Origin of the sequence: Piscicoccus intestinalis NBRC 104926 (assembly GCF_001515525.1) — a bacterium.
Classification (GTDB): Bacteria; Actinomycetota; Actinomycetes; order Actinomycetales; family Dermatophilaceae; genus Kineosphaera; species Kineosphaera intestinalis.
In genome coordinates, this window is the sequence record NZ_BCNQ01000023.1 from 25,948 (window position 1) to 50,173 (window position 24,226).

Here is a 24,226-nt window from a genome sequence, read left to right on the forward strand (position 1 = left end):
CCCGCCAGCTTCGAAGGAGGCAGCGAGCATGACCGACAGCGACACGCTGTCCAGCGGCGACGACGCCTTCGGCGGTGCCGTCGGAGAGGACCTGCCCGGTCGCCAGAACGCCGGCCCGCAGGAGCCCGAGGAAGAGTCGAGCGCGGCCGCGCCGCAGGAGCCCCCGGCTCCGGCATCGGCTGCGGCTCCGGACGAGGAGCACCCCGACACGATCCTGGCCGCCGAGCGACTCGCCGACCTGCAGCGACTGCAGGCCGAGTACATCAACTACAAGCGGCGCGTCGACCGCGACCGCGCCGTCGAGAAGGACCGCGCGGTCGCCGGCGTCATCGAGTCGATGCTGCCGGTGCTCGACGAGATCCACCTCGCGCGCCAGCACGGCGACCTCGAGGGCGGTCCGTTCGCCAAGATCGCCGCCAAGCTCGAGGGAGTCCTCGGCAGGTACGGCGTTCAGCGGTACGGCGAACCGGGCGACACCTTCGACCCGATGATCCACGAGGCCGTCATGCACACCCAGGCCGAGCTCGCACCCGGCACGACGGAGACCACCGTCGTGCAGATCATGCAGCCCGGCTACAAGATGGGCGAGCGCGTCATCCGCGCCGCCCTGGTAGCGGTCGCCGACCCTGCCTGACCCACCCGACACACCCACCACGGGTCGAGGGCTGCCGGATCGGTCGAGGGCTCCTGCAACAGCAGGGGCCCTCGACCGAAAGGGCAGCCTTCGGCCAGAGGACGATACGACTACACCGACACCAACTCGCATGAGCGATCAGCGAAGGAGGGGACATGGCCAGTCAAGACTGGTTCGAGAAAGACTTCTACGCAGTCCTCGGCGTCGCGTCCGACGCTGACGCCAGCACCATCAAGAAGGCGTACCGCAAGCTCGCCCGGGAGTTCCACCCCGACAGCAAGCCCGGTGACGCGGCCGCCGAGAAGCGGTTCAAGGAGGTCGGCGAGGCCTACGCGGTGCTCTCCGACAAGGAGCAGCGCAAGCAGTACGACGCGATCCGCGCCATGCGCTCCGGCGGACCCCGGTTCAGCGCCGGCGGTTCCGGAGCCGAGGGCGCCGGCTTCGAGGACATCTTCTCCAACCTCTTCGGAGGCGGTGCCGCCCAGGGCAACCCGAACTTCGCCCGAGGCGGCGGCTACCCGGGCGGCTACCCGGGTGGTTCCCCCGGCGGCGGCGCCTACGCGGGCGAGTCCCCTGACCTGGAAGACCTGCTGTCGATGTTCGGCCAGCAGGCCGGGCAGGGCGGCTTCGGCACCCGCGACCGCACCTCCGGCGGTTTCGGCGGGGCGCGGCGCCCGCCGCGCAAGGGTCGCGACGTGCACGCGTCGGCGACGATGAGTTTCCGTCAGGCCGTCATGGGCGACACCGTGCGCGTCGGCGTCGGCGGCACGCCGATCACGACCCGCATCCCCGCGGGCGTCAAGGACGGCGCGACGATCCGGCTCGCCGGCAAGGGGGAGCCGGGCCTGTCGGCCGGGGCGCCCGCCGGTGACCTGCTGCTGAAGATCACCGTCGAACCGCACCCGGTGTTCACCCGCGACGGCGACAACCTCGTCGTCGACCTGCCGGTGACGTTCGCGGAGGCGGCGCTCGGGGCGACCGTGCCGGTGCCCACCCTCGACGGCTCCAGCGTGCGCGTGAAGATCGCGCCCGGCACCCCGTCCGGACGCACGCTGCGGGTCAAGGGCCGAGGGGTGCCGAAGAAGAGCGGCACCGGCGACCTGCTCGCCAAGGTGCAGGTGCAGGTGCCGCAGCGGCTCGACGACGACATGCGCGCCGCGGTGGAGACGCTGCAGCGCGCCGACGAGGGCCACGACCCACGGGCCGAGGTGTTCCGCAAGGCGGGGGCCGACTGATGTCGCCCCGCCTGCGCGGCGCCTTCGCGCACGACGACGACGCCCCGGTCTTCGTCATCTCCGTCGCGGCCGAGCTCGCCGGCATGCACGCGCAGACGCTGCGTCAGTACGACCGGCTCGGCATCGTCACCCCGTCGCGCACCCGCGGCGGGGGCCGGCGATATTCGTCCCGCGACATCGCCCGGCTCCGCGAGGTGCAGCGTCTCTCCCAGGAGGAGGGCGTCAGCCTCGCCGGCATCCAGCGGATCCTGCAGCTGGAGAACCAGGTCGAGGCGCTGCGCGGCCGCGTCGCCGAACTCGACGAGGAGGTCGCGCAGCTGCGCGCCGCCGCCGAGCTCGGCCGGCGCGTGTTCGCGGCCGGCCGAGCCGGCGACGTCGTCGCGGTCCGCGCCGGGGAGCGGCCGTCGCGGCCCGTGAGCTCGCAGGCGCTCGTCGTCTGGCGGCCCCAGTCGCGGAGCTGATCAACCCGACAACCCGACAGCCCGGCACCCTGAGGCAGGGGTGCCGGGCTGTCGGCGTGTGGACGAATCCGTCAGAACACCAGCGCGAGCGCGCAACACAGCACGAGGCCGATGATGGCCATGATCGACTGGGCCAGCGTGTAGACCTGGAACGCGCCGCGGGTCGTCAGGCCGAGCATCTGCTTGAAGATCCAGAACGTGTTGTCGGTGACGTTGCCGCCGAACGCCGCTCCCGAGGCCGCCGCCAGCAGGATGAGCATGGGCGGCACGCCGACCGTGCCCATGACCGGGGCGAGGATGCCGGCTCCGGTCATCGCGGCCACCGACCCCGAGCCCTGCGCGATGCGCAGCACCGCGGCGACCAGCCAGGCGAGCAGCACGGGGATGCCGGCGTTGGCCTGGAACAGGGCGCCGAGCATGTCGCCGATGCCGACCTCGGTGATGACGTTGCCGAGGGAGCCGGCCACGCCGGTGAACAGCAGGATCGAGCCGGACGTCTGCGCGCCGAGGGTGATGATCTCGTCGACGCCGCTGCGGGTGACCTGCGGGATGGTCTCGACGATGCCGATGAGCAGGCCGATGAGCAGCGCGACCACCGGGTTGCCGAGGAACTCGATCGCCGCCGGTGACTGCCCCAGCGCCAGGCGGGAGACGGTGTCGACGATGATCAGCAGGATCGGCACGATGATCGGCATCATGGCGAGCACGATCGGCAGCTGGTGCTGCCGGGCGCGCTCGAGTTGCTCGGCCTCCGCGGCGTCCTGCGCGATCGCGGCCTCGACGACGTTGATCTCGCCGTGCGGGCCGTGCGTGGCCTGGGCCGGCTCGTGGTGCAGCGGCTGCCCCTCGGCGACGCCGCCGAAGGACACGTGCTCGGTGGGGGTGTGCGTGTAGCCGGCGGTGGGCTCCTCGTCCCGCGCCGGGTTCCACGTGCGGTCGGTGACGGCGGTGTGCACGAAGACGCTGAGCAGCACGATCGCGAGTCCGAACGGGATGCCCCAGAGCAGCATCGTGCCCATGTCGATCTGCAGCGAGGCCGCCATGGCGAGGGCGGCGGCGCCGGGGATGACCATGAGCAGACCGACCTCGAGCCCGATCGCCAGCGCCCCGGCCAGCGGCGCGACGCTGCGGCCCGTGCGCTGGGCGATGGCCTTCGCGATCGGCGCCATGATGACGAGCGCGACGTCGAAGTAGATGGCCGGGAAGATGATTCCCGACGAGATGCCGAGCACGTACGACGAGGTGCGGGGGCCGCCGAGCTTCAGGAGCCCGTCGACGACGCGCTTCATCGTGCCGTTCGCCGAGAGGATCGCGCCGATCATCACGCCGAAGCCGATGATGAGCCCGACCTCGGCCATGAGGTTTCCGAAGCCCACGGTGGCCGCGAGCACCGTCTCCGTGGGGCCCAGTCCGCCGGCCAGCCCGAGATAGAGGCTGCCGACGACGAGCGAGATGACCGGGTTGATCTTGCCGATGACGATCAGCAGGACGATGCCCACGATCGCGATTCCGAGATGAATGAGTATTGCCGCGCCCATAGCGAGCCACCTTCCTGTCCGCCGCAACGACTCCAATGTCGTCTGTTGGCAGTTAACAGTCAACATTAGGGTGCTCCGGAGGCCTGTCAATGGTCCGGGCGTGCGGCGCCGGCTCTCGTCGCCCTGCTGCCCGGGCCTCGACGGCAGACCGTGGCAGGTGCGGGTACCGTTGGGACGCTTGCCTATCGAGAGGAAATCAATGCAGGTCAACGCCATTGCCGCGGTCGCGCCTGACGCGCCGCTGGAGCGCACGACCATCGAGCGGCGCGAGGTCGGTGAGCATGAGGTGCGCATCGCGATCAAGTTCGCCGGCATCTGCCACTCCGACATCCACACCGTGCGGGCCGAATGGGGCTCGATCGACTACCCGATCGTCGTCGGCCACGAGATCGCCGGGGTCGTCGAGGAGGTCGGCTCGGGTGTCACGAAGTTCACGGTCGGTGACCACGCCGGCATCGGGTGTTTCGTCGACTCCTGCCGCGAGTGTGAGAACTGCAAGGCCGGTCTCGACAACTACTGCGCCAACATGATCGGCACGTACAACGCGATCGGCCGCGACGGGTTGCCGACCGCCGGCGGCTACAGCGAGCAGATCGTCGCCGACGAGAACTACGTGCTGCACATCCCGCAGAACCTCGGCCTCGACGTCGCCGCGCCCCTGCTGTGCGCCGGCATCACCACCTACTCCCCGCTGTCCCACTGGGGAGCCGGGCCGGGCAAGAAGGTCGCGGTCATCGGCCTCGGCGGCCTGGGGCACATGGCGGTCAAGCTCGCCCACGCGATGGGCGCGGAGGTCAGCGTGCTGAGCCAGTCGCTGAAGAAGAAGGAGGACGGCGAGCGGCTCGGCGCCGACCACTACTACGCCACCTCCGACGAGTCGACCTTCGAGGACCTCGCCGGCGAGTTCGACCTCATCGTCAACACCGTCTCCGCGACGCTCGACATCGTGAAGTACCTGGGTCTGCTCAAGACCTCCGGCGCGCTCGTGCAGGTCGGCGCCCCGCCCGAGCCGATGCAGGTGCCGGCCTTCGCGCTCGTCTCGCAGCGGCGCACCCTGGCGGGCTCGATGATCGGGTCGATCGCCGAGACCCAGGAGATGCTCGACTTCTGCGGCGAACACAACGTCGGCGCCGAGGTCGAGGTCATCAGCGCCGACCAGGTCAACGAGGCCTACGACCGCGTCGTGCACTCCGACGTGCGCTACCGCTTCGTCATCGACACCTCGACGCTCTGACTCCTGGGCTTTACGCCTCCGACGCGTCGCACGCGTCGCACGAGCGGCCGTTCCGGGGCGCGAGATATATCTGCCCCGGAACGGCCGTTTTTCGTGGACATCCTCCGCGGCCGCCGCCTACGGTCTGGGCAATTCCGGCTCCCTCTTCTGGGGCCTGCCGGGCCGACCGAGCGAGCGGAGGTGGCTCATGGCCGCGCGACCCGACTCCGATGCCTCTGCGGGCGTCGTCACCGACAAGGCAGTGGGGCAGGAGAGCCTGGCGCCACAGCAGGCCCGGATCATGGGCCGGGTCAGCTACTTCCTCGCGTGGCTCGGCGGGTGCGTCTCGATCGGCACGTTCACGATGGGCTCGAGCCTCGTCGGCACGCTGAACCTCACCCAATCGGTGCTCGCCATGGCCATCGGCTGCTTCGTCATCGGCATCGGCCTCGCGGTCAACGGCGCGGCGGGGTACCGCTACGGCATCCCGTTCATGGTGCAGGCCCGCAGCGCCTACGGGTTCGCCGGCACCCGCATCCCAGGCCTCATCCGGGCGGTGCCGGCGCTCGTCTGGTACGGCTTCCAGAGCTGGATCGGGGCCGCGGCCCTCAACCAGGTCAGCGCCACGCTCTTCGGGTTCGACAACCTCGTCGCCTTCTTCATCGGCTTCCAGCTGCTCCAGATCGCACTGTCCGTCTTCGGCTTCCACGGCATCAAGTGGCTGGAGAACATCGGCGCCGCGTTCATTCTCGCGGCGCTGATCTACATGTTCTTCAGCGTCATCGACCGCTACGGCGCGCAGATCAACGAGTCGCTGGTGGCCACCGAGGGCAGCTGGGGCGTGCCGTTCTGGAACGCCACAATGCTCTTCCTCGGCATCTACGCCACGATGATGCTCAATGTCAGCGACTACTCCCGCGAACACACCCGCGGCACCGGCTCCGGGCTGCTCGTCACCATCTACGCGATGTCGATCCTGCCGGTGACCGTGTTCATGGGCCTCATCGGACTCATGGTCTCCGGCGCCACCGGGGTGGTCGACCCGATCGAGGTGTTCGCCAACGCCGTCGACAACACCGTGCTCATGGTCGTCACGTTGCTGTTCATCGCGTTCGCGCAGGTGACGACCAACGTGCTGAACAACGTCGTGCCGCCGACCTACGTGCTCATGGACGTCTTCCGGATGCCGTTCCGCGCCGCCGCCGTGCTCGTCGGGCTGCTCGCGTTCGCGACGTTCCCCTGGCTGCTCGTGCGCGACGAGTCGGCGGCCGGGTTGCAGTTGTTCGTGCAGACGTACTCGGCGTTCCTCGGCCCGATCTTCGCCGTGCTCGTCGCGGACTACTACGTCGTGCGTCGCCGCACGCTCGACCTCGGGGCGCTGTACGACGCCGAGGGGCCTTATCGCGGAGTCAATCCCGCGGCGCTGGTGGCCACGCTCGTCGGGGTCGTCGTGGCGTTCGCCGTGCCCGCCGTCGGGTGGTACGCGAGCCTGCTGCCGGCCGGTCTCACCTACGTCGCACTCATGCGCGCGTGGCCCGCATGCCGTCGGTTCGTCCCCGACGATCGTGAGTCGGTAGCCGAGGCGCCCTCTGCGCCTGGGAGCCTGGGCTGATGCGCATCCTCGTCGTCAACGTCAACACCACGGAGTCGATGACCGCCGCGATCGGGTCGGCGGCCCGCGCGGTCGCGGCGCCGGGCACCGAGATCGTCGAGCTGACACCGTTCGTCGGCGCCGACTCGGTCGAGGGCAACGTCGAGAGCTACCTCGCCGCGGTGGCGGTGATGGACCGGGTGCTCGCCTACGAGGGCCCGTACGACGCGGTCATCCAGGCCGGCTTCGGGGAGCACGGCCGCGAGGGCCTGCAGGAGCTGCTGGACGTGCCGGTCGTCGACATCACCGAGGCCGCGGCGCACGTGGCCTGCCTTCTCGGACACCGGTATTCGGTGGTCACGACGTTGGATCGCACGGTGCCGCTCATCGAGGACCGGTTGCTGTTGGCCGGGTTGCACACGCGCTGCGCCTCGGTGCGGGCCAGCGGGCTGTCGGTGCTCGAGCTCGAGGAGTCACCGGAGCGCACAGTGTCGGTCATCGCGGGCGAGGCGCGCCGGGCCGTCGAGGAGGATCGCGCTGAGGTCATCGTGCTCGGCTGCGGCGGCATGGCCGGCCTGCAGGAGGCGGTCCGCGACGCCACCGGAGGCGCGCCCGTCATCGACGGCGTCGCCGCCGCAGTCAAACTCGCCGAATCGCTCGTCGGGTTGGGGCTGACCACGAGCAAGCTGCGCACCTACGCCCCCGCCCGGCCCAAGGCGATGCGCGGCTGGCCGTTGCACGCGCAGCCGCCGCGCCACTGAGTCGGGCGCGGCGCCGAGCGCCGATCAGGGCAGGAGCAGGCGTTCGCAGGGCTGACCGGTGATTCCGGCGATCAGTTCGAAGTCCTTGTCGACGTGCAGGACCGTTCGCCCGGTTCCTTCGGCGGTGGCAGCGATCAACAGATCCGCGACCGACGGAGCGCGATGATGACCTCGCTGCGCGAGCAAACGCTGAACCTCGATGGCACGATCCTCGATCGCCGGTGCGAGGTATTCGACAGGCATGTCGCTGATCGGAGGGTTACCGAGTGCCGCGGACAGCTCGATTGACGATCGTGCCGAATAGCCGACTTCGAGCAACGTGACCGTTGAGATGGCGACCAGGCCGCGATTGATCCGGGTAACCCATTCCTGTGCCTCCACCGAGGCGCCGAGTCGTGTCAGTGCGGACTTGTCGATCAGCCAGGCCGTCATGACCAGGCGTCATCCATGACCTGTGGATCCGTCAGATCTGGAAGCAAGTCCGCCAACCTCTGGAAATCGGCCACCGTGACAGTGCCTTGCCCGCCGTGGGCGATCTGGTGTAACCGGCGTCGCAAGTACTCGGTTCGGGACAAACCCAGTTGGCGCGCCTGTTCGTCGATCAGGTCCAGATCATCTGCCGGAATGTTGCGAATCAGTAGATCAGCCACGAGCACCCCCTGATATCTCAGGATAGCGTAGGTCGCGCGACGCCTGAGGCTGGTCGGCAGCGCCGTCGCGCCGGGCGCGCACTGCATAGGGTGCGGTGGTGAGTTCTTCTCGTTCCCGCGCCTGGCTGTGGGGCTTGATCCTCGCCGCGGTGCTCGTGCAGGGCGGGCTCAACCTCGTGCGCCCGGTGACGACGTACAAGTTGCTCGCCCTGGGAGCCGGTGCCACGACGACGGGTTTCGTCACCGCCGCCTACGCGGTGTTGCCGCTGATCGTGGCCCTGCGACTCGGGCGGCTCACCGACGGCACCCCCTGGCTGCGGCAGCTCGTCATGGCCTCCGCCGCCCTGCTCGCGCTGGCCGGGGGGATCGTGGCCCTCGCGCCGAACGTCGCTGTCATCACCATCGGCTCCGCCCTGCTCGGGCTCGCCCACCTGCTCTTCACGATCTGCGGTCAGGCGATGATCGCCCGGTACTCCAGCGACGCCGACCTCGATCTCGGGTTCGGCTGGTTCACCGCCGCCTACTCGGTCGGGCAGGCCGCCGGCCCGTTGCTCGGCGGTGCGCTCGTCGGAGCCGGTGCCGTGACGGCCTCCGCCGAACGGCTCGCCGACGTCGACCGCGCGCTGTGGGTGGGCGCCCTCGTGCCGCTCCTCGCCGTGCCCTTGCTGTTTCGGGTGCGTCGACGCGGCAGTCACGCCCGCAGCGCCCGACCCGCTGAGGCGGCTCCGCACGCACCGGATCGAGCCTCGATAGGTGACGTGTTGCGGATTCCCGGCGTCGCCTCGCACATGTTCGCGTCGATGGGCCTGCTCGCGATGGTCGACATCCTCACGGCGTTCCTGCCGATCGTCGGGGAGCGGGCAGGCGTCGCGCCGGCCGTCGTCGGGGCGCTGCTCGCCGTCCGCGCGGCCGCCGGCATCCTGTCGCGCGTGCTGCTGCCCTGGATGTCGCGGCGCTGGTCGCGCCGGGGACTGGTCATCGCGAGCCTGCTGGTGTCCGGTCTGGCCCTGGCGGTGCCGCCGCTGCTGCTGGACAACCTGCTGGTCGCCGGGGCCTTTCTCGCCGTCGGCGGCTTCTTCCTCGGCATCGGTCAGCCGCTGACCATGACGCTGGTCTCGACGGCGGTGCCGGTGGGGTGGCGCTCGCAGGCGCTCGCGGTGCGCCTCATGGGCAATCGCGTCGGCCAGGTCGGTTTTCCGCTGCTCGCCGGCCTCGTGGCCCGACCGTTCGGCCCCGGCGCTGCGGTCTGGATGACGTGCGTCGTGCTCGTGCTCGCCGGCACCGAGAAGCTCACCTTCGGTCGCCGCGCGGATTGACCGGTGCGTCAGCGCTGGTCGAGCGGGTAGCCGAGGAAGTCGTAGAGCAAGGCGTTGAACGCGGCGGTCGCCTCGTGCATGACGTCGTGACCGGCTCCGTCGACGAGTTCGAGCCGGGCCCCGGGGACGCTCTCGGCGATGTATCGACTCGCCGGTACATTCGCGGTGTCGCGGGCGCCGCAGACCACGAGCGTCGGGCAGGCGACCTGATCGAGGGAGCCCGCGCCCTCGAACTGATCGCCGTTGCGCAGCGCCTCCATGAGCCGCTCCTTGCTGACGCCCTGGGCGGCGAGTCGGCGCGCCGGCATGAACCGCAGCATGAAGCGCTGGGTGCGCAGCATCGCCGTCGACGGCCGCGCCTGACCGGCGACGAGCACCAGGTGGGAGACCGATTCGGGGTCGTCGATCGCGCACTGCAGCGCCACCATCGCGCCGAGCGAATGGCCCACGATCGCGCCCTCGTTGACGCCGTCGAGCTTGAGGGACAGGCGGATGTCCGCAGCGGCGGCCGCCAGCGAGAACTCCTCGTGGCTGCCGGGGCGCATGCCGCGCAGCCAGGGTGCGCGGGCCGGTAGCTGCGCCGGCAGCTTGCTGACCTGCTCTTCCCACGACAGCGGTGAGCCGCCGACTCCGTGCAGGAAGGTGACGTACTGCGCCGGGGCGGGTCCCTCGGCGGGCCGGCCGCTCGCGGCCGACGTGGCTGGTGGCTCGTCCCGGTGCATGCTCCGATGAAAGCATCTCGCCGCGGCGGCGGTCCGGCGCTCGGCCGAACGCGGCGGCTCAGGCTCCGGCGATCCCGCGCAACGCGACGAGGTGAGCGTTCCAGGCGGTGCGGCCGTCGGCAGTCAGCGACAGCCAGGTGCGCGGGCGCTTGCCGACGTAGCCCTTGCGGATGCGCACGATCCCGGCCTCCTCGAGCGCCGACGCCTGCCGACTCAGCACGGAGTCGCTGACCTGCAGGTGGTCACGCACCGCCGCGAACTCGATCTCGTCGGTGGCCGCGAGGGCGGCGGCGAGCGAGAACCGCACCGGGTGGGTGAGCAGGTCGTTGAGGTGGTGACGGGGGTGTTCGGAGGCGGTCACCGCCGGGCCTCTCGCCACGCCCCCCAGGTGCTGACCGCCGTGAGCGCGAGGCAGGCCGCGACCGCGAACCACAGTTGGCCCCTCCACCACATCGTCGAACCGAGGATCGTGACCACCCAGGTGATGCCCCAGGCGCCGATCGCCTGGCTCCAGCGCCGGCCGAAGCCCGCCTTGCTGGCCCGCGTGAACACGACCATCACGGTGAGCAGGATGGCGAGCCACACGCCCATCGCGATCATCGGGAACCAGATGAGGTGCTCGTCGTAGAGCACGACGAGGTAGGTCGCGACGACGAACATCGTCGACACCCCGCCCAGTCCCAGGAGGCAGGCGATCTGCGGCCAGCTCGCGCCCGCGCGGGCGGCCGAACCCAGCCGGCCCGCCTCGTCGAGGAGCTCGCGCGCCCGCGCCGCGTCGATCGGCTCGGCCGGCTGCTCGGTCATCGCGTGGGCTCCCGCCGGCTCGCCAGGTGCAGCGATGCGCCGACGCCCACCAGCGCGGCGGCCGTGCTCGCCGCGACCACCATCAGGCCGGGGGTGTGGTTGAGCAGGCCCATGACGAACAGCGCGGTCATCGCCGCGATGCCGAGGGCGGGGCCGATCCAGGCGCGGGTGGGGGTCATGGCGTCTCCTTCGGGGATGTGCCTTAACCCTAACAAGTACTTTCTATATTGGGAAGTACTTGCTGAACGGACTCATGGCCCGCGGGGCGGCCCCACCCGGTCGAACCCGGGTGGGGCCGCCCGAGGCGCGTCAGCCGCGGATGCGCCGCGCCTGGGTCACCGGGGTGATGGCCTCCTCACCGCGCAGCAGCGCGAGGGCGTTGTTCGCCGCCAGCTCGGCCATCGCCGTACGGGTCTCGACGGTCGCCGAGCCCAGGTGCGGCAGCAGCACGACGTTGTCGAGTTCGAGCAACCCGGGGTGCACCGTCGGCTCGTTCTCGAAGACGTCGAGACCGGCTCCGGCGATCTGGCCCGCGCGCAGCGCCTCGACGAGCGCCTCCTCGTCGATGATCGGCCCGCGAGCCGAGTTCACCACGAACGCCGTCGGCTTCATCCGCGCCAGCGCGTCGGCGTCGATGAGGTGGTACGTCGAACCCTCCTGCCCGGCCGGGATGAGCGGGCAGTGCAGCGAGACGACATCGGCACTGGCCAGCAGCTCGTCGGTCTCCAGGCGCTGCGCGCCCAGCTCGGCCGCGACCTGCGGGTCCATCTCGTAGGCGTCGCAGTAGACGACGTTCATGCCGAACGCCTTGGCGCGCCGGGCCATCGCGACCCCGATCTGCCCGGCTCCGACGATGCCCAGCGTCTTGCCCTGCAGGCCTGTACCAAGCAGATAGAACATTCCCCACTGCCACGGGGTCTGCGAACGGATGATCCGCTCGCCCTCGCCGAACCGCCTCGTCACCATGAGCATGAGCCCGAAGGCGGTGTCGGCGGTGGTCTCGGTGAGCACCTTCGGGGTGTTCGTCGCGACGATCGAGCGCGCGTCGCAGGCTGCCACATCGATGTTGTTGAAGCCCACCGCCACGTTCGCGACGACCTTGAGCTGCTCGCCCGCGGCGTCGAGGAACTCGTCGTCGACCTTCTCGGTGAGCAGCGTGAGCACCGCGTCGGCGCCCGCGATGCGCCGCAGGCACTCCTCGCGGGAGATGGTCTCCTCCTCGTCCCACATCCACACGTCGTGCTCGGCCTTGAGCAACTCGACGCCTTCGGTGGGAATGCGGTTGGTGATGACGATCCGCGCCATGTCAGGCCTGCCCTTCCGTCTCGCCGGTCTCGATCCACGCCTTGAGCTTGGTCAGACCCTCGGTGATGTCGTCAGCCGGCAGCCCCGAGTAGGCGAACCGTACGTACTGGCGCTCCTCGCCCGGCTGGGGCCGGCCGAAGTGCTTGCGGGTGCAGAACGACACGCCGGTGGCGTGCAGCGCCTGGGTCGCGAAGTCGTTGACCTCCTCGATGCCCCGGGCCGCCATCGCCTGCGTGACATCGGGGAACAGGTAGAACGTGGATTCCGGCCGGGCGATCTGCACCCCTGAGATCGTCTCGAGCACATCGACCGCAGCGTCGCGGCGACCCTTGAGCGTCTGCAGGATCTGCTGCACCTCACTTTGGTCACCGCGCAACCCGGCGGCGCCCGCGTGCTGGATGAAGTGCGTCGTGCACGACTCGTTGTTCGTGTTCATCGTGCCCATGACCTGGGCCACCTCGGCCGGGGCGATTCCGGCCCCCAGACGCCAGCCCGTCATCGCGAACTTCTTGCTGAACGTGTAGAGGATGACGGTGCGCTGCGCCATCCCCGGCAGCGACGCGATGCTCGAGCTCACACCCGAATAGCGGGTCTCGAAGTACGCCTCGTCGGAGAGCACCCACAGGTCGTGCTCGATCGCCAGCTGCGCGATCGCCTCTCGCTCCGCGGCGGTCGATTCCGCCGAGATCGGGTTCTGCAGGTCGTTGTAGATGATCGCGCTCGTGCGGTCGGTGATCAGCGAACGCACCCGGTCGAGGTCGATCGCGAAGCCGGAGTCGGTGGGCACATAGCCGTACGGCACCGCCTCCCCGCCGAGGTACTCGATCTGCGACTCGTAGATCGGGAAGCCGGGGTTGGGGTAGAGCACCTGGGTGCCCTCGTTCATGACCGCCTGGAGGAACTTCGTGATGACCGGCTTGCCGCCGGGCTGCACGACGACGTTCTCGGGGGTGTAGGCCGTGCCGCGACGCTCGTTCGTGTCGTCGGCGAGTGCCTCGCGAAGTGGCATGATGCCCGGTCCGGGGCAGTAGCCGGTGTAGCCGTCGGCGATCGCCTTGGCCGCCGCCTCGGTGATGACCCGCGGCGTTGCGAGGTCGATGTCGCCGAGGTGGAACGGATAGACCCGGTGCCCCTGCGCGGCCCATGCCGCGGCGGCCGCCGAGACGGCGAACGCCGTCTCCGTGCCGAGTCGATCCAGTCGGTGCGCTAGTGCCATACAGGCTCCTTTCGATATCCCCGGCCGGCGCGGTGCCTAGGTCCGGGGTGGCGCGGCCGTCGCCTCGCGCGGTCAGCCTAGGTGGGCGACCCGGGGTTACGGGAGACGTTGAACGGATCGGTTCCCGCTGGTAGACCCGCTGAAACGAGTCAGCCTCGCCACGTGACGACGGCCGTCCGCAGGCGGGCGCACCAACGTCGTCCGCCCGTACCCGACCGACCGCGCCGCACCCTAGGCTGAGGCGGACGACGAGGTCGATTGCCGGAGGTGGCGACAATGACGGAAGCCGGAACACGCAGCGAGGGCGGCCCGGGCCATGTGGTGGTGGCGTGTGACAAGTTCAAGGGCTCCCTGACCGCCGGTCAGGTGCTGGCGTGCATCGCCGACGGCCTGCGCCGCGCCGACCCGGACCGCGGCGTGGAGACGGTCGTCGTGGCCGACGGCGGAGACGGCACCCTGGACGCCGCCCTGTCGGCGGGCTACGAGCGCGTGCCGGTGACCGTCGACGGCCCCACCGGTGAACCCGTCGAGACGGCCTACGCGGTGCTCGACGGGGTCGCCGTCGTCGAGATGGCCGACGCCTGCGGCCTCGTGCGGCTGCCCGGCGGTGAGCTGGCGCCGCTGACCGCCTCCAGCCGCGGGGCCGGGCAGGTGCTCGCCGCGGCCCTCGACGCCGGCGTCGACCGCATCGTCTTCGGGGTCGGCGGCAGTGCCTCCAACGACGGCGGTGCCGGCATGCTGCAGGCCCTCGGGGCACGGCTCCTCGACGCCCGGGGCGACGACCTGCCTGCTGGCGGCGGGCCGCTCGCCGACCTGCACACCCTCGACCTGTCCGGCCTGCACCCGCGGCTGAGCGAGGTCGACCTCACGCTGGCCAGCGACGTCAACAACCCGCTGCTCGGCGAGCGCGGCGCGGTCGCGATCTTCGGCCCGCAGAAGGGCGCCGACGAGGCGAAGCGCGAGCAGCTGGAGGCCGCGTTGACGCGGTTCTCGTCGGCCGTCACGGCGGCCACCGGTCGCGACGACACCGGCCGGCCCGGAGCCGGTGCCGCCGGGGGCGTCGGATACGCCGCGCTCGCCGTGCTCGACGCCGACATGCGCCCCGGCATCGAGCTGCTGCTCGAGCTGACCGGCTTCGAACAGATGCTGCCAGGCGCCTCGCTCGTCATCACCGGCGAGGGCTCGCTCGACGAGCAGACGCCGCTCGGCAAGGCGCCCGCGGGCGTCGCCTCCGCCGCGCGCGCCGCCGGCGTGCCCGTGGTCGCCGTCTGCGGCCGGGCGCTGCTCACCCAGGAGCAGGCCGCCGACTCCGGCATCGAGCACGTCTACGCGCTCACCGACCTCGAACCCGACCCAGCCGTCTGCATGAGCGATGCCGGGCGGCTGCTCGTCGACCTTGCCGAGAAGGTCGGTCGCGAGCATCCCGCCTGAGCGCCGGGATCGGCGGGAGCGCCGGTACCCGTGGCCCGGGCCCGCCGGCGACAGCGCCGTTCGGCGGCGTCGGCGGTATCCTCCGGGAGTGACTACCCTCGGCATCGACCCCGGGCTGCCCCCGTTCGCCAAGATCCTCGTCGCCAACCGCGGCGAGATCGCGATCCGCGCCTTCCGCGCCGCCTACGAGCTCGGCTCGCGCAGCGTCGCGATCTTTCCCTACGAAGACCGGGGCAGCGAGCACCGGCTCAAGGCCGACGAGAGCTACGAGATCGGGGAGCGCGGCCATCCCGTGCGCGCCTACCTCGATCCCGAACTCATCGTCGCGGCCGCCAAGGAGGCGGGCGCCGACGCCGTCTATCCCGGCTACGGATTCCTCTCCGAGAACCCGCTGCTCGCCGAGGCCTGCGAGCGCGAGGGCATCACGTTCATCGGTCCCAGCTCCCAGGTGCTCTCGCTGACCGGCGACAAGTCGCGCGCGATCGCGGCCGCCAAGGCCGCGGGCGTGCCGACCCTGCAGGGCGTGCCGCCCACCCGCGACGCGGCCGCGCTCGTGGAGTCGGCGCAGGGGCTGGAGTTCCCGGTGTTCGTCAAGGCCGTCGCGGGCGGGGGCGGGCGCGGCATGCGCCGGGTCGACGAGCCCGGGCAGTTGCGGGAGGCGGTCGAGGCCTGCATGCGAGAGGCCGAGGGCGCCTTCGGCGACGGGACGGTCTTCATCGAGCGGGCGGTCGTCGACCCGCGCCACATCGAGGTGCAGATCCTGGCCGACGGCAGCGGAGAGGTCATGCACCTCTTCGAGCGGGACTGCTCGGTGCAGCGCCGACACCAGAAGGTCGTCGAGATCGCGCCCGCACCCAACCTGGATCCGCACGTGCGCGAGGCGATCTGCGCCGACGCGGTGCGCTTCGCCCGCGAGATCGGCTACGCCAACGCCGGCACCGTCGAGTTTCTCGTCGACACGGCCGGGCGGCATCACTTCATCGAGATGAACCCGCGGATCCAGGTGGAGCACACGGTCACCGAGGAGGTCACGGACGTCGACCTCGTGCAGTCCCAGATGCGGATCGCCGGCGGGGCCACCCTCGCCGACCTCGGGCTGTCACAGGACTCTGTGCGGTTGCGCGGCGCCGCCCTGCAGTGCCGGATCACCACCGAAGACCCGGCGAACGGGTTTCGCCCCGACACCGGCAAGATCTCCACTTACCGCTCCCCGGGCGGCGCGGGGGTGCGGGTCGACGGCGGCACGACGTTCGCCGGTGCGACGATCAGCCCGCACTTCGACTCCCTGTTGGCCAAGCTGACCTGCCGGGGCCGCGATCACCAGGCGGCCGTGGCCCGGGCCGCGCGGGCCGTCGCGGAGTTCCGCATCCGCGGCGTGAGCACCAACATCCCGTTCCTGCAGGCTCTGCTCGACGAGCCCGACTTTCGCGCGGGCCGCCTCGACACCTCCTTCATCGAGCGCCACCCGCACCTGCTGACCGCGCGCGGCTCGGCCGACCGCGGCACCAAGCTGCTCACCTATCTGGCGGAGACCTCGGTGAACCGGCCGCACGGCGACGCCCCGGTCGCGCTCGAGCCGCGCACCAAGCTGCCGTCGATCGACCGTTCGACACCGCCTCCGGACGGCAGCCGGCAGTTGTTGCGCTCGCACGGGCCCGAGGGCTTCGCGCGCCGGCTGCGCGAGCAGAACGTCGTCGCGGTCACCGATACGACGTTCCGTGACGCCCACCAATCGCTGCTCGCCACGCGGGTGCGCACGTACGACCTGCTCGGCGTGGCCGGTCACGTCGCCCGGCTCACCCCGCAGCTGTGGTCGCTGGAGGCCTGGGGCGGCGCGACCTACGACGTCGCCCTGCGCTTTCTGTCCGAGGACCCCTGGGAGCGGCTGGCACGGCTCCGGGAGGCGGTGCCGAACATCTGCCTGCAGATGCTCCTTCGCGGGCGCAACACCGTCGGCTACACCCCGTACCCGACCGAGGTCACCGACGCATTCGTCGCCGAGGCCGCGGCCACCGGCATCGACGTGTTCCGGATCTTCGACGCCCTCAACGACGTCGAGCAGATGCGCCCGGCGATCGAGGCGGTGCGCTCCACCGGCTCCGCGGTGGCCGAGGTGGCGCTGTGCTACACCGGCGACCTGTGCGACCCGCGCGAATCGCTGTACACCCTGGACTACTACCTGCGCCTCGCCGAGTCGATCGTGCAGGCCGGTGCCCACATCATCGCGATCAAGGACATGGCCGGTCTGCTGCGGGCTCCCGCCGCCCGAACCCTGGTCAGCGCCCTGCGGGAGCGCTTCGACCTGCCGGTGCATCTGCACACCCACGACACGGCCGGGGGGCAGCTGGCCACGCTGACCGCGGCGATCGACGCCGGGGTCGACGCCGTCGATGCGGCGTGCGCGGCGCTGGCCGGCACGACCTCGCAGGTGGCGCTGAGCTCGCTGGTCGCCGCCACCGACCACTCGGCGCGCGACACCGGCCTGTCGTTGGACGCCGTCTGCTCCCTGGAGCCCTACTGGGAGGCGGTGCGGCGGGTCTACGCGCCGTTCGAGTCCGGCCTGCCCGCGCCGACCGGCCGGGTCTACCGCCACGAGATCCCCGGCGGCCAGTTGAGCAACCTGCGCCAGCAGGCGACCGCGCTGGGGCTGGGGGAGAAGTTCGAGCAGATCGAGGACATGTACGCCGCGGCCGACCGGATCCTGGGGCGGCTCGTCAAGGTGACCCCCAGCAGCAAGGTCGTCGGTGACCTCGCGCTGCACCTCGTGGCGGTGGGCGCCGACCCGGATGACTTCGAGGCCAACCCGCAGAAGTACGACGTGCCCGACTCCGTCGTCGGCTTTCTCTCCGGCGAGCTCGGCGACCCGCCGGGCGGCTGGCCCGAACCGTTCCGCAGCCGGGCTCTGAAGGGCCGCACGGTCAAGGCGCCCGCGGCGCAGCTCGACGACGCGCAGCGGCACGGACTGGCCACCGATCGCCGGGCCACCCTGAACGAGTTGCTGTTTCCCGGGCCGACGCGCGACTTCCTCGCCACGTCGTCGGCCTACGGCAACCTGTCGGTGCTCTCGTCGATCGACTTCTTCTACGGGCTGCGCCCCGGCGACGAGCACGAGGTGCGGCTCGAGGAGGGCAAGGTGCTGCTGCTCGGCCTCGAGGCGGTCGGGCGGGCCGACGACCGCGGATATCGCACAGTGATGTGTGTCATCAACGGTCAGCTGCGGCCGATGCAGGTGCGTGACACCTCGATCGCCGCCGACGTCGCGGATCTGGAGAAGGCCGATCCCGGCCGGCCGGGGCACGTCGGGGCCCCGTTCGCCGGAGCGGTCACGGTGACCGTCTCTGAGGGCGAGGAGGTGGCCGCCGGGCAGGCCGTGGCGACGATCGAGGCGATGAAGATGGAGGCCTCGATCACCACCCCGGTGGCCGGCGTCGTCGAGCGCGTCGTGATCGCCGACACCGGCCAGCTCGAGGGCGGCGACCTCGTGGTGGTCATCGCCCCCGCGGAGGGCCACGCGAACTAGACGGGCGGCGCGGTGATCGTCAGCGGCGGCTGACCCTGCCCGGGGGCTAGGTCAGCTCGACACCGCGGCGGCGAGGCGGCCGAGGCTGTCCTCCAACTCCGACTCCGAGACCAGCGGGAAGCTGACCTTCTTGAGCAGGTCCTTGTCGGTGACCGCCGACCAGTCGTAGGTCAGGCTGACGTCGGTGCTGTCGGCGTCCTGCGGCTTGAGCTCCCACACCCACTGCCAGCCGGGCGGCTCGGTGCCGGCGGGGGCGGTCTTCCACGCGAGCAGCTTGTTCTCGTCGTAGCCGACGACGTGGTTGTCGGTCTTGTACTCCCCGCCCATGTGGTCGCCCTCCATGTTCATCGTGAAGACCTGGCCGGTGGCGGTGATCCGGTCGGTCTTGTCGTCGGACACGATGAAACCCGAGCCGTCCAGCTCGGCGTGCCGCTGCGGGTTCGACAGCACGGTGAAGATGTCGGCCGCGGAGGCGTCGATGGTCCGGGAGACGGTGATCTTCTTGTCGTCGCTCATGACGCCCAGCCTGGTGGCCGAGGCGCCCGCGCGCCACCGGAATGACACTGGCCGCCGGACCGGTTCGGGTGGTCAGTCGTCGGTGAGCCAGTGCGGGACGGTCTTCTGGCAGTCGCCGACGACGTGGGCGTCGAAGTCGTCCTCGTAGGGGGTGTCGTCGTCGAGGTTGACGTTGACGCACAGGGCCCCGGCGCGGCGGGCGATCGGGATGAGCCAGCGGGCCGGGGTGACGAACGCCGACGTGCCGATCGCCAGCACGAGGTCGGCCTCGCGGACCGCCCGCTCCGAGGCCTCCCAGACGTCCGGGTCGAGGGGCTCGCCGAACAGCACGACGTCGGGCCGCAACCGGCCGCCGCACGCGGGGCACGCCGGGATGTGGCCCGGCTCCGGCTCGTCGGTGAAGTCGATGTCGCCGACGTAGTAGCACCCGGGTTCGATGCACACGTCGCGCGCGGCCGACCCGTGCAGCTCGAGCACGTCGCGGGAGCCGGCATCCTGGTGCAGGCCGTCGACGTTCTGGGTGATGATCTGCACCTGCGCGCGCGCCAACGCCAGGTGCGCGGGCGAGGGGCCGGCGGCGATCGCCTGCCGGCGGATGCCGCCCCACACGTCCCACAACACCGGCAGGTTTCCCGGCAGCAGCGACGACTCCATCGCCGTCGCCAGGTCGGGGCGGGCCGTCCACAGGCCGCCGATGCCGCGGAAGGTCGCCAGGCCGGCCGCCGCGCTGATCCCGGCCCCGGTGAGCGCCACCACCTTGCGGTAGCGGTTGCGGGGGGCCACCTCGGCCAGCGTCGGCGTCATGTCACCGATTCTCAGGGACGCGGGGCCGGCTCTGCACAGCACATCGGCGAAAACGGGCCGGACGTCCTGCATCTATCGGGCGCGCCCGCGTGCGGGGAGCCGGCCGCGCGGCCGGCTCCGGCGGGGAATCGCAGGCCGGCGGCACTCAACGACACGCGCCGCCGGGCGATTGAGGGTCCATGGCCTACCGCCGCCGACCCCGGGGGGCGCATCGCGGCCGCGCAACGGAGGTGCCGCATGGCGACTGGACGGCTGGGACGAACCGATGACCTCGCGCCCGCTCGGCGTGCGGCCGCCGCGTTGGTCGCCCTCGCGTGCGCCCTGCCGGCGCTGGGGGTGCTGCAACCGTCCTCGGCCACGGCGGCCACGCCATCAGCTGCACACAAGTCTGTGCCGACAGCCGAGCCGGCCACCGAGGAGCCGGAGCGGCCGGAGCAGACCGAGGTCGAACCGACGGGCGACGTCATCGTGCGCTTCAAGGAGGGCACGGGCGCCGCGAGCTCCACGGTCGGGCGGGAGAAGGCCCTCGACGCGGTCTCGGCGACGTCGGACACCGACCTGGCGCCCGAGCGCACCCTGAGCACCGGCGCCACCCTCGTGCAGGGTGGCGAGCCGGGCGACGCCGCCGCGATCGCCGAGCGCTTCGAGGCCCGCCCCGACGTCGAGTACGCCGAGCCCGACCTGCGCTTCCGGCTCACCGCCGCCCCGAACGACCCGATGTACGCGCCCTACCAGTGGGACCTGTCCTCGTACCGCTACGGCATCGACGCCCCGGTCGGCTGGCTGCGCAGCCAGGGCAGCGGTGTCACGGTCGCAGTCGTCGACTCCGGCATCGTCGCCCACCCTGACCTCGCGGGACAGGTCGTGGCCGGGTACGACTTCATCAGCGACCCGCTGACCGCCCGCGACGGCAACGGCCGCGACAACAACCCCGCCGACCAGGGCGACTGGGAGCAGACCGACACCGACTGCTGGCCGGAGGCCGCCCCGTACGCCGCGAGCAGCTGGCACGGCACGCATGTCGCCGGCACGATCGGCGCCGTCTCCGGCAACGGCATCGGCGTCGCGGGGATCGCGCCGAAGGCCCGGATCCAGCCGGTGCGGGTCATCGGCCACTGCGGCGGCACGCTGTCGGACATCGCCGACGGGATCGCCTGGGCCAGCGGCGCGTCGGTCTCCGGGGTGCCCGCCAACGCCACTCCCGCCCGGGTCGTCAACGTCTCCCTGTCGGGCGCGACGACGTGCCCGGTCACCATGCAGTCGGCGATCACCACGGCCACCCAGCGCGGCGCGCTCGTCGTCACCGCCGCGGGCAACTCCTCCTCCTCGGCCACCTACGAGGCCCCCGGCAACTGCACCGGCGTGCTCAACGTCGCCGCGACCGCCCGCAACGGCACCCGGGCCTGGTACTCCAACTACGTCGGCACGAACGCGATCGCCGCGCCCGGGGGAGACGACGACAACCCGATCATCTCCACGATCGACACGGGCGCGACGACCCCGCAGACCCCCGACTACGGCCCCATGATGGGCACGTCGATGGCAGCCCCGCACGTCTCCGGCGTCGCGGCGCTCGTGTCTGCGGCGCGTCCCGGACTGACCGGCGCGCAGGTGCGTTCGCTCCTCATGCGCTCGGCGCGGCCGTTCCCGGTGAACTGCGACCGGTGCGGAGCCGGGCTGGTCGACGCCGGCCGCGCCGTCGCACTCGCCACCGGCACCCCGCTGCCGAGGCCGCCCGTCAACGACGCGACGCCGGTGCCGGCCAAGGTCGCCACCGGCAAGGCCCGGCTGGCCTGGGCGGCGTTCCCCGGCGCCCGCGGACCCGTGCGGTACGCCGTGCAGTGGCGCCTCATCAACGTGGGCACCGGGGGCGTGCGCTCCTACGGGCCCTGGACGGGGCTGACCAGCTCGACGACCGCGACCTCGATGTGGCCGAGGGGTCTGGCCGGCCGCGCGTACCAGTTCCGGGTACGGGCCACCGACGCCGCCGGGATCGTCAGCGCCTGGTCGACCCCGACGTCGGTCGGGGTGCCCGCCGACATGTCGACGGCCGTCGGCTCACGCACCGGCACGTGGCGGGCGGTCGCCAACGCCTCGGCCGTTTCCGGATCGCTGGTGCAGACCGCCTCCACCGGCGCGACGTGGACGCTGCCGGCCACCTACGCCGCCGGCGTCGCGGTCATCGCCGGGAAAGGCCCGGGGTACGGCGCGGTCGACGTCTACGTCGACGGCACGCGGCACGCGCGGGTGTCGACGAGCGCCACCGCGCTCAGCGGCGCCAACACCGTCTCCACCGTGCGGTTTCCGTACGGGCGGCACGTGATCCGGTTCGTGCGGGTCTCCGGCACCGTCGCCCTCGACGCCGTCGCGTACGTGCGCTGAGCGGTCAGCCCGCCGCGCGGTGCGCCGAAGAGGCGGTCAGTCGGCCGGTTGCACGACGGGCACGAGGGCGCGGGTGCGCTCGACGAGGCCGAGGTCGATGTCGGCGACGAGCACGTCGGGCTCGTGCGTGAGGCGGGCGCGCACGCCGCCGGTGGGGTCGACGAGGGCGCTGCGGCCCAGGCCGAGCGGGGCGCTGCCCTGCGGCGGCGTCCACGCCTGGTCGCAGGCGAGTAGCCACGCCTGGGCGTCCATGGCGCGGGCGCGCACGAGCAGGTCCCACTGCTGCGCCTTGCCGGGGCCCTCGCCCCAGGAGGCGGGGAGCACGACGAGCTGCGCCCCCGCCCGCCCCAGCGCGGTGAACTGGTCGGCGAAGCGCACGTCGTAGCAGGTCGCCAGGCCCACGCGCACGCCGTCGACGACCGCCGTCACGAGCTCGGAGCCGGGCGCCACCGTCTCCGACTCCTTGGAGCCGAACGCGTCGTAGAGGTGGATCTTGCGGTAGACGGCCTCGCCGTCGGGTCCGGTCAGCAGCAGCGTGTTGTGCACCCGGCCGTCGGGTGCGGGCTCGAACATGCCGGCGACCACGGTGATCCCGTGCCGCCGCGCCGCTTCGCGCAGCCCCTGCGCGAACGGGCCGTCGAGCGGCTGCGCGACCTCGGCCAGCGGCGTCGCGAAGTGTGCCATCGAGGCTTCCGGCAGCACCGCGAGGCGGGCGCCGCCGTCCGCGGCCCGCGCGATCGCCGCGTTCGCCGTCTCGAGGTTCTCGGTCGGGTCGGACGACGAGAGGATCTGGCAGGCGGCGACGCGCAGCGTGTCATCGGTCGACTCGGGCATGCAGACCACCCTGCCACGGGCGCTCGCGGGGGAGCGCGGGGGCGCGCGATCAGGTGGAGGTCAGGTGCCCGTCTCGTCGGCGGAGTCGGTCTGCAGCCCGAGCGCCCGCGCGCACGCGGCGATGTCGCAACGGCTCAGGCCGGCCTCGGCGAACGGGAAGATGACGCGCTGCCGCCGAACGGCGTGCATCGGGGCGCCCGAACGCGCTTCGGCGACATCGCAATAGGCGATCGTGTCGATGGGCAGCTCGGCGAGGGCCCGGCGCGTCGAGCCGTGGCCGGCAGGCCCCCAGGTGCGCAGCACGGGCAGGCCGAGGGCGTCGGCGACCAGCTGCGCGAGGGCGTCCGCGGCCGGAGCCGGGCGCTGCGTCGGGTCGAGCACGAGCACCACCCGCTGAGCGCCGAGAGCCCGGGCGCTGATCGTCAGCAGGAGCGCCGAGCGCGGGTCGCCGCCGAAGACGACCCCGACCCGACCGGCCCCGATGAGGGTGGCCTGCACGCGACCGACCATCCCGGCGAGATCGGCCGCGACGGGATCGTCCTGGCAGCGGTCCGGCGCCGCGAACGCGGGACCGAAGTCGTCCCGCCACGCTGTCAGGCCCTGAGCGCTCATGGCCTCCAGTGTCCGTCGACCGGGCCGCGGCGGCTCGGCCGACATGCCGCGAATAGATACGAGATGTCTTGCGACGGTGTGCTTCTCGGGCGGACGACCGACTCGGTCGCCGGCCTCTGGCGCAGGGCGCCGCGCTGCCGGTTCGTCCGTTTCACCAGGTGGGGCCTGCCAGGTGGACGGCGCGTTACCGTCCGGTCACGGTGCGAGTCGACCGTGCCGCATCCCGTGTCGAGGGCCGCTCGGCCGGGTATTGTTCGGGCGCAGACAGGCCGGACAACACGGGCGACATGGAGCCCTCGGCCATGGCAGAGAGGGTCAACATGACCGCACTCGGCGTCATCTTCATCGCCGCCGCCGCGCTCGTGGGAGGCGCCGCCTTCTGGGTCGCTTCGTCGAACGCCTCCATCGAGGCCACGGTCGAGCTGTTCAACAACACCCTCAGCCTCACGCCGCTGACGATGTTCCTCGCCGGCGCGCTGACCGTCTTCCTCCTCCTCATCGGCCTGTGGATGGTGGCGTCGGCGGCACGTCGCCGCGCTCGCCGCAACAAGCAGCGCCGCGACCTCGAGAAGCAGGCGCGCGAGCAGGAGCGCGAGCTCGCGCAGACCCGCGCCCGCCTCGCCGAGGGCGAGCGCAAGAACGCCCAGCATGTGCGCACCGAGCCCGCCCGCACCGAGCCCG

The 24,226-nt window shown here is 71.6% G+C and carries 24 protein-coding genes; 11 read left to right on the forward strand and 13 right to left on the reverse strand.

Translation table 11 applies throughout. From position 1 onward, the window contains the following. The first annotated feature begins 28 nt into the window (after positions 1 to 28). The 3 genes from grpE (at position 29) to PINTE_RS06150 (ending at position 2,330) form a co-directional block, all read left to right on the forward strand. A complete protein-coding gene (grpE, locus tag PINTE_RS06140; protein ID WP_068427555.1) occupies positions 29 to 634 on the forward strand; it encodes a nucleotide exchange factor GrpE in 606 nt (201 codons plus the stop codon). A 155-nt stretch (positions 635 to 789) separates the two neighbouring features. After that, entirely contained in the window at positions 790 to 1,869 is a 1,080-nt protein-coding gene (locus PINTE_RS06145; RefSeq protein ID WP_068427556.1) for a DnaJ C-terminal domain-containing protein, read from the forward strand. After that, positions 1,869 to 2,330: a heat shock protein transcriptional repressor HspR gene (locus tag PINTE_RS06150; RefSeq protein WP_068427558.1), complete on the forward strand. Its 462-nt coding sequence runs from the start codon at positions 1,869 to 1,871 to the stop codon at positions 2,328 to 2,330. Before PINTE_RS06145 ends, PINTE_RS06150 begins: the two co-directional genes overlap by 1 nt. 71 nt (positions 2,331 to 2,401) lie before the next feature. Here PINTE_RS06150 and PINTE_RS06155 read toward each other — a convergent pair whose 3' ends face one another. Then, positions 2,402 to 3,868, reverse strand: a complete 1,467-nt coding sequence (locus PINTE_RS06155) for a GntP family permease (RefSeq protein WP_068427560.1) — start codon at positions 3,866 to 3,868, stop codon at positions 2,402 to 2,404. Positions 3,869 to 4,067: 199 nt separating this feature from the next. Between PINTE_RS06155 and PINTE_RS06160 the strand changes: the two genes are divergently transcribed. The 3 genes from PINTE_RS06160 to PINTE_RS06170 all read left to right on the forward strand — a co-directional run bounded on the left by PINTE_RS06160 (position 4,068) and on the right by PINTE_RS06170 (position 7,433). After that, positions 4,068 to 5,102 carry an NAD(P)-dependent alcohol dehydrogenase gene (locus PINTE_RS06160; protein ID WP_068427561.1) on the forward strand — a complete coding sequence of 345 codons (1,035 nt, stop codon included), beginning with the start codon at positions 4,068 to 4,070 and terminating at the stop codon, positions 5,100 to 5,102. A gap of 187 nt (positions 5,103 to 5,289) precedes the next feature. Further along, a complete protein-coding gene (locus tag PINTE_RS06165; RefSeq protein WP_068427563.1) occupies positions 5,290 to 6,693 on the forward strand; it encodes an NCS1 family transporter in 1,404 nt (467 codons plus the stop codon). Then, on the forward strand, positions 6,693 to 7,433 hold the full coding sequence (locus PINTE_RS06170) for an aspartate/glutamate racemase family protein (RefSeq protein WP_068427565.1): 741 nt from the start codon (positions 6,693 to 6,695) through the stop codon (positions 7,431 to 7,433). The genes PINTE_RS06165 and PINTE_RS06170 overlap by 1 nt, the downstream gene beginning before the upstream one ends. A gap of 24 nt (positions 7,434 to 7,457) precedes the next feature. On the opposite strand, the gene PINTE_RS06175 is transcribed toward PINTE_RS06170, so the two are convergent. Further along, the gene (locus PINTE_RS06175; RefSeq protein WP_084343302.1) at positions 7,458 to 7,865 is read right to left on the reverse strand and encodes a PIN domain nuclease; all 408 of its coding nucleotides are present in this window, start codon (positions 7,863 to 7,865) and stop codon (positions 7,458 to 7,460) included. Next, the gene (gene vapB / locus PINTE_RS06180) at positions 7,862 to 8,083 is read right to left on the reverse strand and encodes a type II toxin-antitoxin system VapB family antitoxin (RefSeq protein WP_068427597.1); all 222 of its coding nucleotides are present in this window, start codon (positions 8,081 to 8,083) and stop codon (positions 7,862 to 7,864) included. Before vapB ends, PINTE_RS06175 begins: the two co-directional genes overlap by 4 nt. Positions 8,084 to 8,181: 98 nt before the next feature. On the opposite strand from vapB, the gene PINTE_RS06185 reads away from it, so the two are divergent. Continuing rightward, a complete protein-coding gene (locus tag PINTE_RS06185) occupies positions 8,182 to 9,399 on the forward strand; it encodes an MFS transporter (RefSeq protein WP_245642825.1) in 1,218 nt (405 codons plus the stop codon). An 8-nt stretch (positions 9,400 to 9,407) separates the two neighbouring features. Here PINTE_RS06185 and PINTE_RS06190 read toward each other — a convergent pair whose 3' ends face one another. The 6 genes from PINTE_RS06190 to PINTE_RS06215 all read right to left on the reverse strand — a co-directional run bounded on the left by PINTE_RS06190 (position 9,408) and on the right by PINTE_RS06215 (position 13,446). Then, positions 9,408 to 10,121 (reverse strand): alpha/beta fold hydrolase, encoded by a 714-nt coding sequence (locus PINTE_RS06190; RefSeq protein ID WP_068427570.1) that lies wholly within the window; start codon positions 10,119 to 10,121, stop codon positions 9,408 to 9,410. Positions 10,122 to 10,179: 58 nt separating this feature from the next. Continuing rightward, positions 10,180 to 10,482 (reverse strand): winged helix-turn-helix domain-containing protein, encoded by a 303-nt coding sequence (locus PINTE_RS06195; protein ID WP_068427572.1) that lies wholly within the window; start codon positions 10,480 to 10,482, stop codon positions 10,180 to 10,182. Next, positions 10,479 to 10,925, reverse strand: a complete 447-nt coding sequence (locus PINTE_RS06200; protein WP_068427574.1) for a hypothetical protein — start codon at positions 10,923 to 10,925, stop codon at positions 10,479 to 10,481. Before PINTE_RS06200 ends, PINTE_RS06195 begins: the two co-directional genes overlap by 4 nt. Continuing rightward, positions 10,922 to 11,104 carry a hypothetical protein gene (locus PINTE_RS06205; protein ID WP_068427576.1) on the reverse strand — a complete coding sequence of 61 codons (183 nt, stop codon included), beginning with the start codon at positions 11,102 to 11,104 and terminating at the stop codon, positions 10,922 to 10,924. The genes PINTE_RS06200 and PINTE_RS06205 overlap by 4 nt, the downstream gene beginning before the upstream one ends. A 130-nt stretch (positions 11,105 to 11,234) precedes the next feature. Continuing rightward, positions 11,235 to 12,230: a 2-hydroxyacid dehydrogenase gene (locus tag PINTE_RS06210; protein WP_068427577.1), complete on the reverse strand. Its 996-nt coding sequence runs from the start codon at positions 12,228 to 12,230 to the stop codon at positions 11,235 to 11,237. Between the two features lies 1 nt (position 12,231). Beyond that, complete coding sequence (locus PINTE_RS06215; RefSeq protein WP_068427579.1) at positions 12,232 to 13,446, reverse strand: pyridoxal phosphate-dependent aminotransferase; 1,215 nt, start codon at positions 13,444 to 13,446, stop codon at positions 12,232 to 12,234. Positions 13,447 to 13,722: 276 nt separating this feature from the next. Here PINTE_RS06215 and PINTE_RS06220 point away from each other — a divergent pair, with 276 nt between their 5' ends. Both PINTE_RS06220 and PINTE_RS06225 read left to right on the forward strand, forming a co-directional pair. Beyond that, entirely contained in the window at positions 13,723 to 14,877 is a 1,155-nt protein-coding gene (locus PINTE_RS06220; protein ID WP_084343303.1) for a glycerate kinase, read from the forward strand. Between the two features lie 88 nt (positions 14,878 to 14,965). Next, positions 14,966 to 18,397: a pyruvate carboxylase gene (locus tag PINTE_RS06225; protein ID WP_245642826.1), complete on the forward strand. Its 3,432-nt coding sequence runs from the start codon at positions 14,966 to 14,968 to the stop codon at positions 18,395 to 18,397. A gap of 51 nt (positions 18,398 to 18,448) precedes the next feature. Here PINTE_RS06225 and PINTE_RS06230 read toward each other — a convergent pair whose 3' ends face one another. Further along, positions 18,449 to 18,913: an SRPBCC family protein gene (locus PINTE_RS06230; protein WP_068427600.1), complete on the reverse strand. Its 465-nt coding sequence runs from the start codon at positions 18,911 to 18,913 to the stop codon at positions 18,449 to 18,451. A gap of 72 nt (positions 18,914 to 18,985) precedes the next feature. After that, positions 18,986 to 19,717: an SIR2 family NAD-dependent protein deacylase gene (locus PINTE_RS06235; RefSeq protein ID WP_068427583.1), complete on the reverse strand. Its 732-nt coding sequence runs from the start codon at positions 19,715 to 19,717 to the stop codon at positions 18,986 to 18,988. Positions 19,718 to 20,107: 390 nt separating this feature from the next. On the opposite strand from PINTE_RS06235, the gene PINTE_RS06240 reads away from it, so the two are divergent. Further along, the gene (locus PINTE_RS06240) at positions 20,108 to 22,099 is read left to right on the forward strand and encodes a S8 family serine peptidase (protein ID WP_169798469.1); all 1,992 of its coding nucleotides are present in this window, start codon (positions 20,108 to 20,110) and stop codon (positions 22,097 to 22,099) included. Positions 22,100 to 22,135: 36 nt separating this feature from the next. On the opposite strand, the gene PINTE_RS06245 is transcribed toward PINTE_RS06240, so the two are convergent. Then, positions 22,136 to 22,933 (reverse strand): carbon-nitrogen hydrolase family protein, encoded by a 798-nt coding sequence (locus PINTE_RS06245; RefSeq protein WP_174523992.1) that lies wholly within the window; start codon positions 22,931 to 22,933, stop codon positions 22,136 to 22,138. A 60-nt stretch (positions 22,934 to 22,993) separates the two neighbouring features. Continuing rightward, complete coding sequence (locus PINTE_RS06250; RefSeq protein WP_068427588.1) at positions 22,994 to 23,545, reverse strand: adenine nucleotide alpha-hydrolase family protein; 552 nt, start codon at positions 23,543 to 23,545, stop codon at positions 22,994 to 22,996. 302 nt (positions 23,546 to 23,847) lie between these two features. On the opposite strand from PINTE_RS06250, the gene PINTE_RS06255 reads away from it, so the two are divergent. Next, positions 23,848 to 24,226: hypothetical protein (locus tag PINTE_RS06255; RefSeq protein ID WP_157087107.1), on the forward strand; the 379-nt coding region annotated here is incomplete at its 3' end.

Coding starts and splice junctions, on each gene's coding strand:
- grpE (WP_068427555.1), top strand. CDS start 29: ATGACCGACAGCGACACGCTGTCCAGCGGCGACGACGCCTTCGGCGGT.
- PINTE_RS06145 (WP_068427556.1), top strand. CDS start 790: ATGGCCAGTCAAGACTGGTTCGAGAAAGACTTCTACGCAGTCCTCGGC.
- PINTE_RS06150 (WP_068427558.1), top strand. CDS start 1,869: ATGTCGCCCCGCCTGCGCGGCGCCTTCGCGCACGACGACGACGCCCCG.
- PINTE_RS06155 (WP_068427560.1), bottom strand. CDS start 3,868: ATGGGCGCGGCAATACTCATTCATCTCGGAATCGCGATCGTGGGCATC.
- PINTE_RS06160 (WP_068427561.1), top strand. CDS start 4,068: ATGCAGGTCAACGCCATTGCCGCGGTCGCGCCTGACGCGCCGCTGGAG.
- PINTE_RS06165 (WP_068427563.1), top strand. CDS start 5,290: ATGGCCGCGCGACCCGACTCCGATGCCTCTGCGGGCGTCGTCACCGAC.
- PINTE_RS06170 (WP_068427565.1), top strand. CDS start 6,693: ATGCGCATCCTCGTCGTCAACGTCAACACCACGGAGTCGATGACCGCC.
- PINTE_RS06175 (WP_084343302.1), bottom strand. CDS start 7,865: ATGACGGCCTGGCTGATCGACAAGTCCGCACTGACACGACTCGGCGCC.
- PINTE_RS06190 (WP_068427570.1), bottom strand. CDS start 10,121: ATGCACCGGGACGAGCCACCAGCCACGTCGGCCGCGAGCGGCCGGCCC.
- PINTE_RS06200 (WP_068427574.1), bottom strand. CDS start 10,925: ATGACCGAGCAGCCGGCCGAGCCGATCGACGCGGCGCGGGCGCGCGAG.
- PINTE_RS06205 (WP_068427576.1), bottom strand. CDS start 11,104: ATGACCCCCACCCGCGCCTGGATCGGCCCCGCCCTCGGCATCGCGGCG.
- PINTE_RS06210 (WP_068427577.1), bottom strand. CDS start 12,230: ATGGCGCGGATCGTCATCACCAACCGCATTCCCACCGAAGGCGTCGAG.
- PINTE_RS06215 (WP_068427579.1), bottom strand. CDS start 13,446: ATGGCACTAGCGCACCGACTGGATCGACTCGGCACGGAGACGGCGTTC.
- PINTE_RS06220 (WP_084343303.1), top strand. CDS start 13,723: ATGACGGAAGCCGGAACACGCAGCGAGGGCGGCCCGGGCCATGTGGTG.
- PINTE_RS06230 (WP_068427600.1), bottom strand. CDS start 18,913: ATGAGCGACGACAAGAAGATCACCGTCTCCCGGACCATCGACGCCTCC.
- PINTE_RS06235 (WP_068427583.1), bottom strand. CDS start 19,717: ATGACGCCGACGCTGGCCGAGGTGGCCCCCCGCAACCGCTACCGCAAG.
- PINTE_RS06245 (WP_174523992.1), bottom strand. CDS start 22,933: ATGCCCGAGTCGACCGATGACACGCTGCGCGTCGCCGCCTGCCAGATC.
- PINTE_RS06250 (WP_068427588.1), bottom strand. CDS start 23,545: ATGAGCGCTCAGGGCCTGACAGCGTGGCGGGACGACTTCGGTCCCGCG.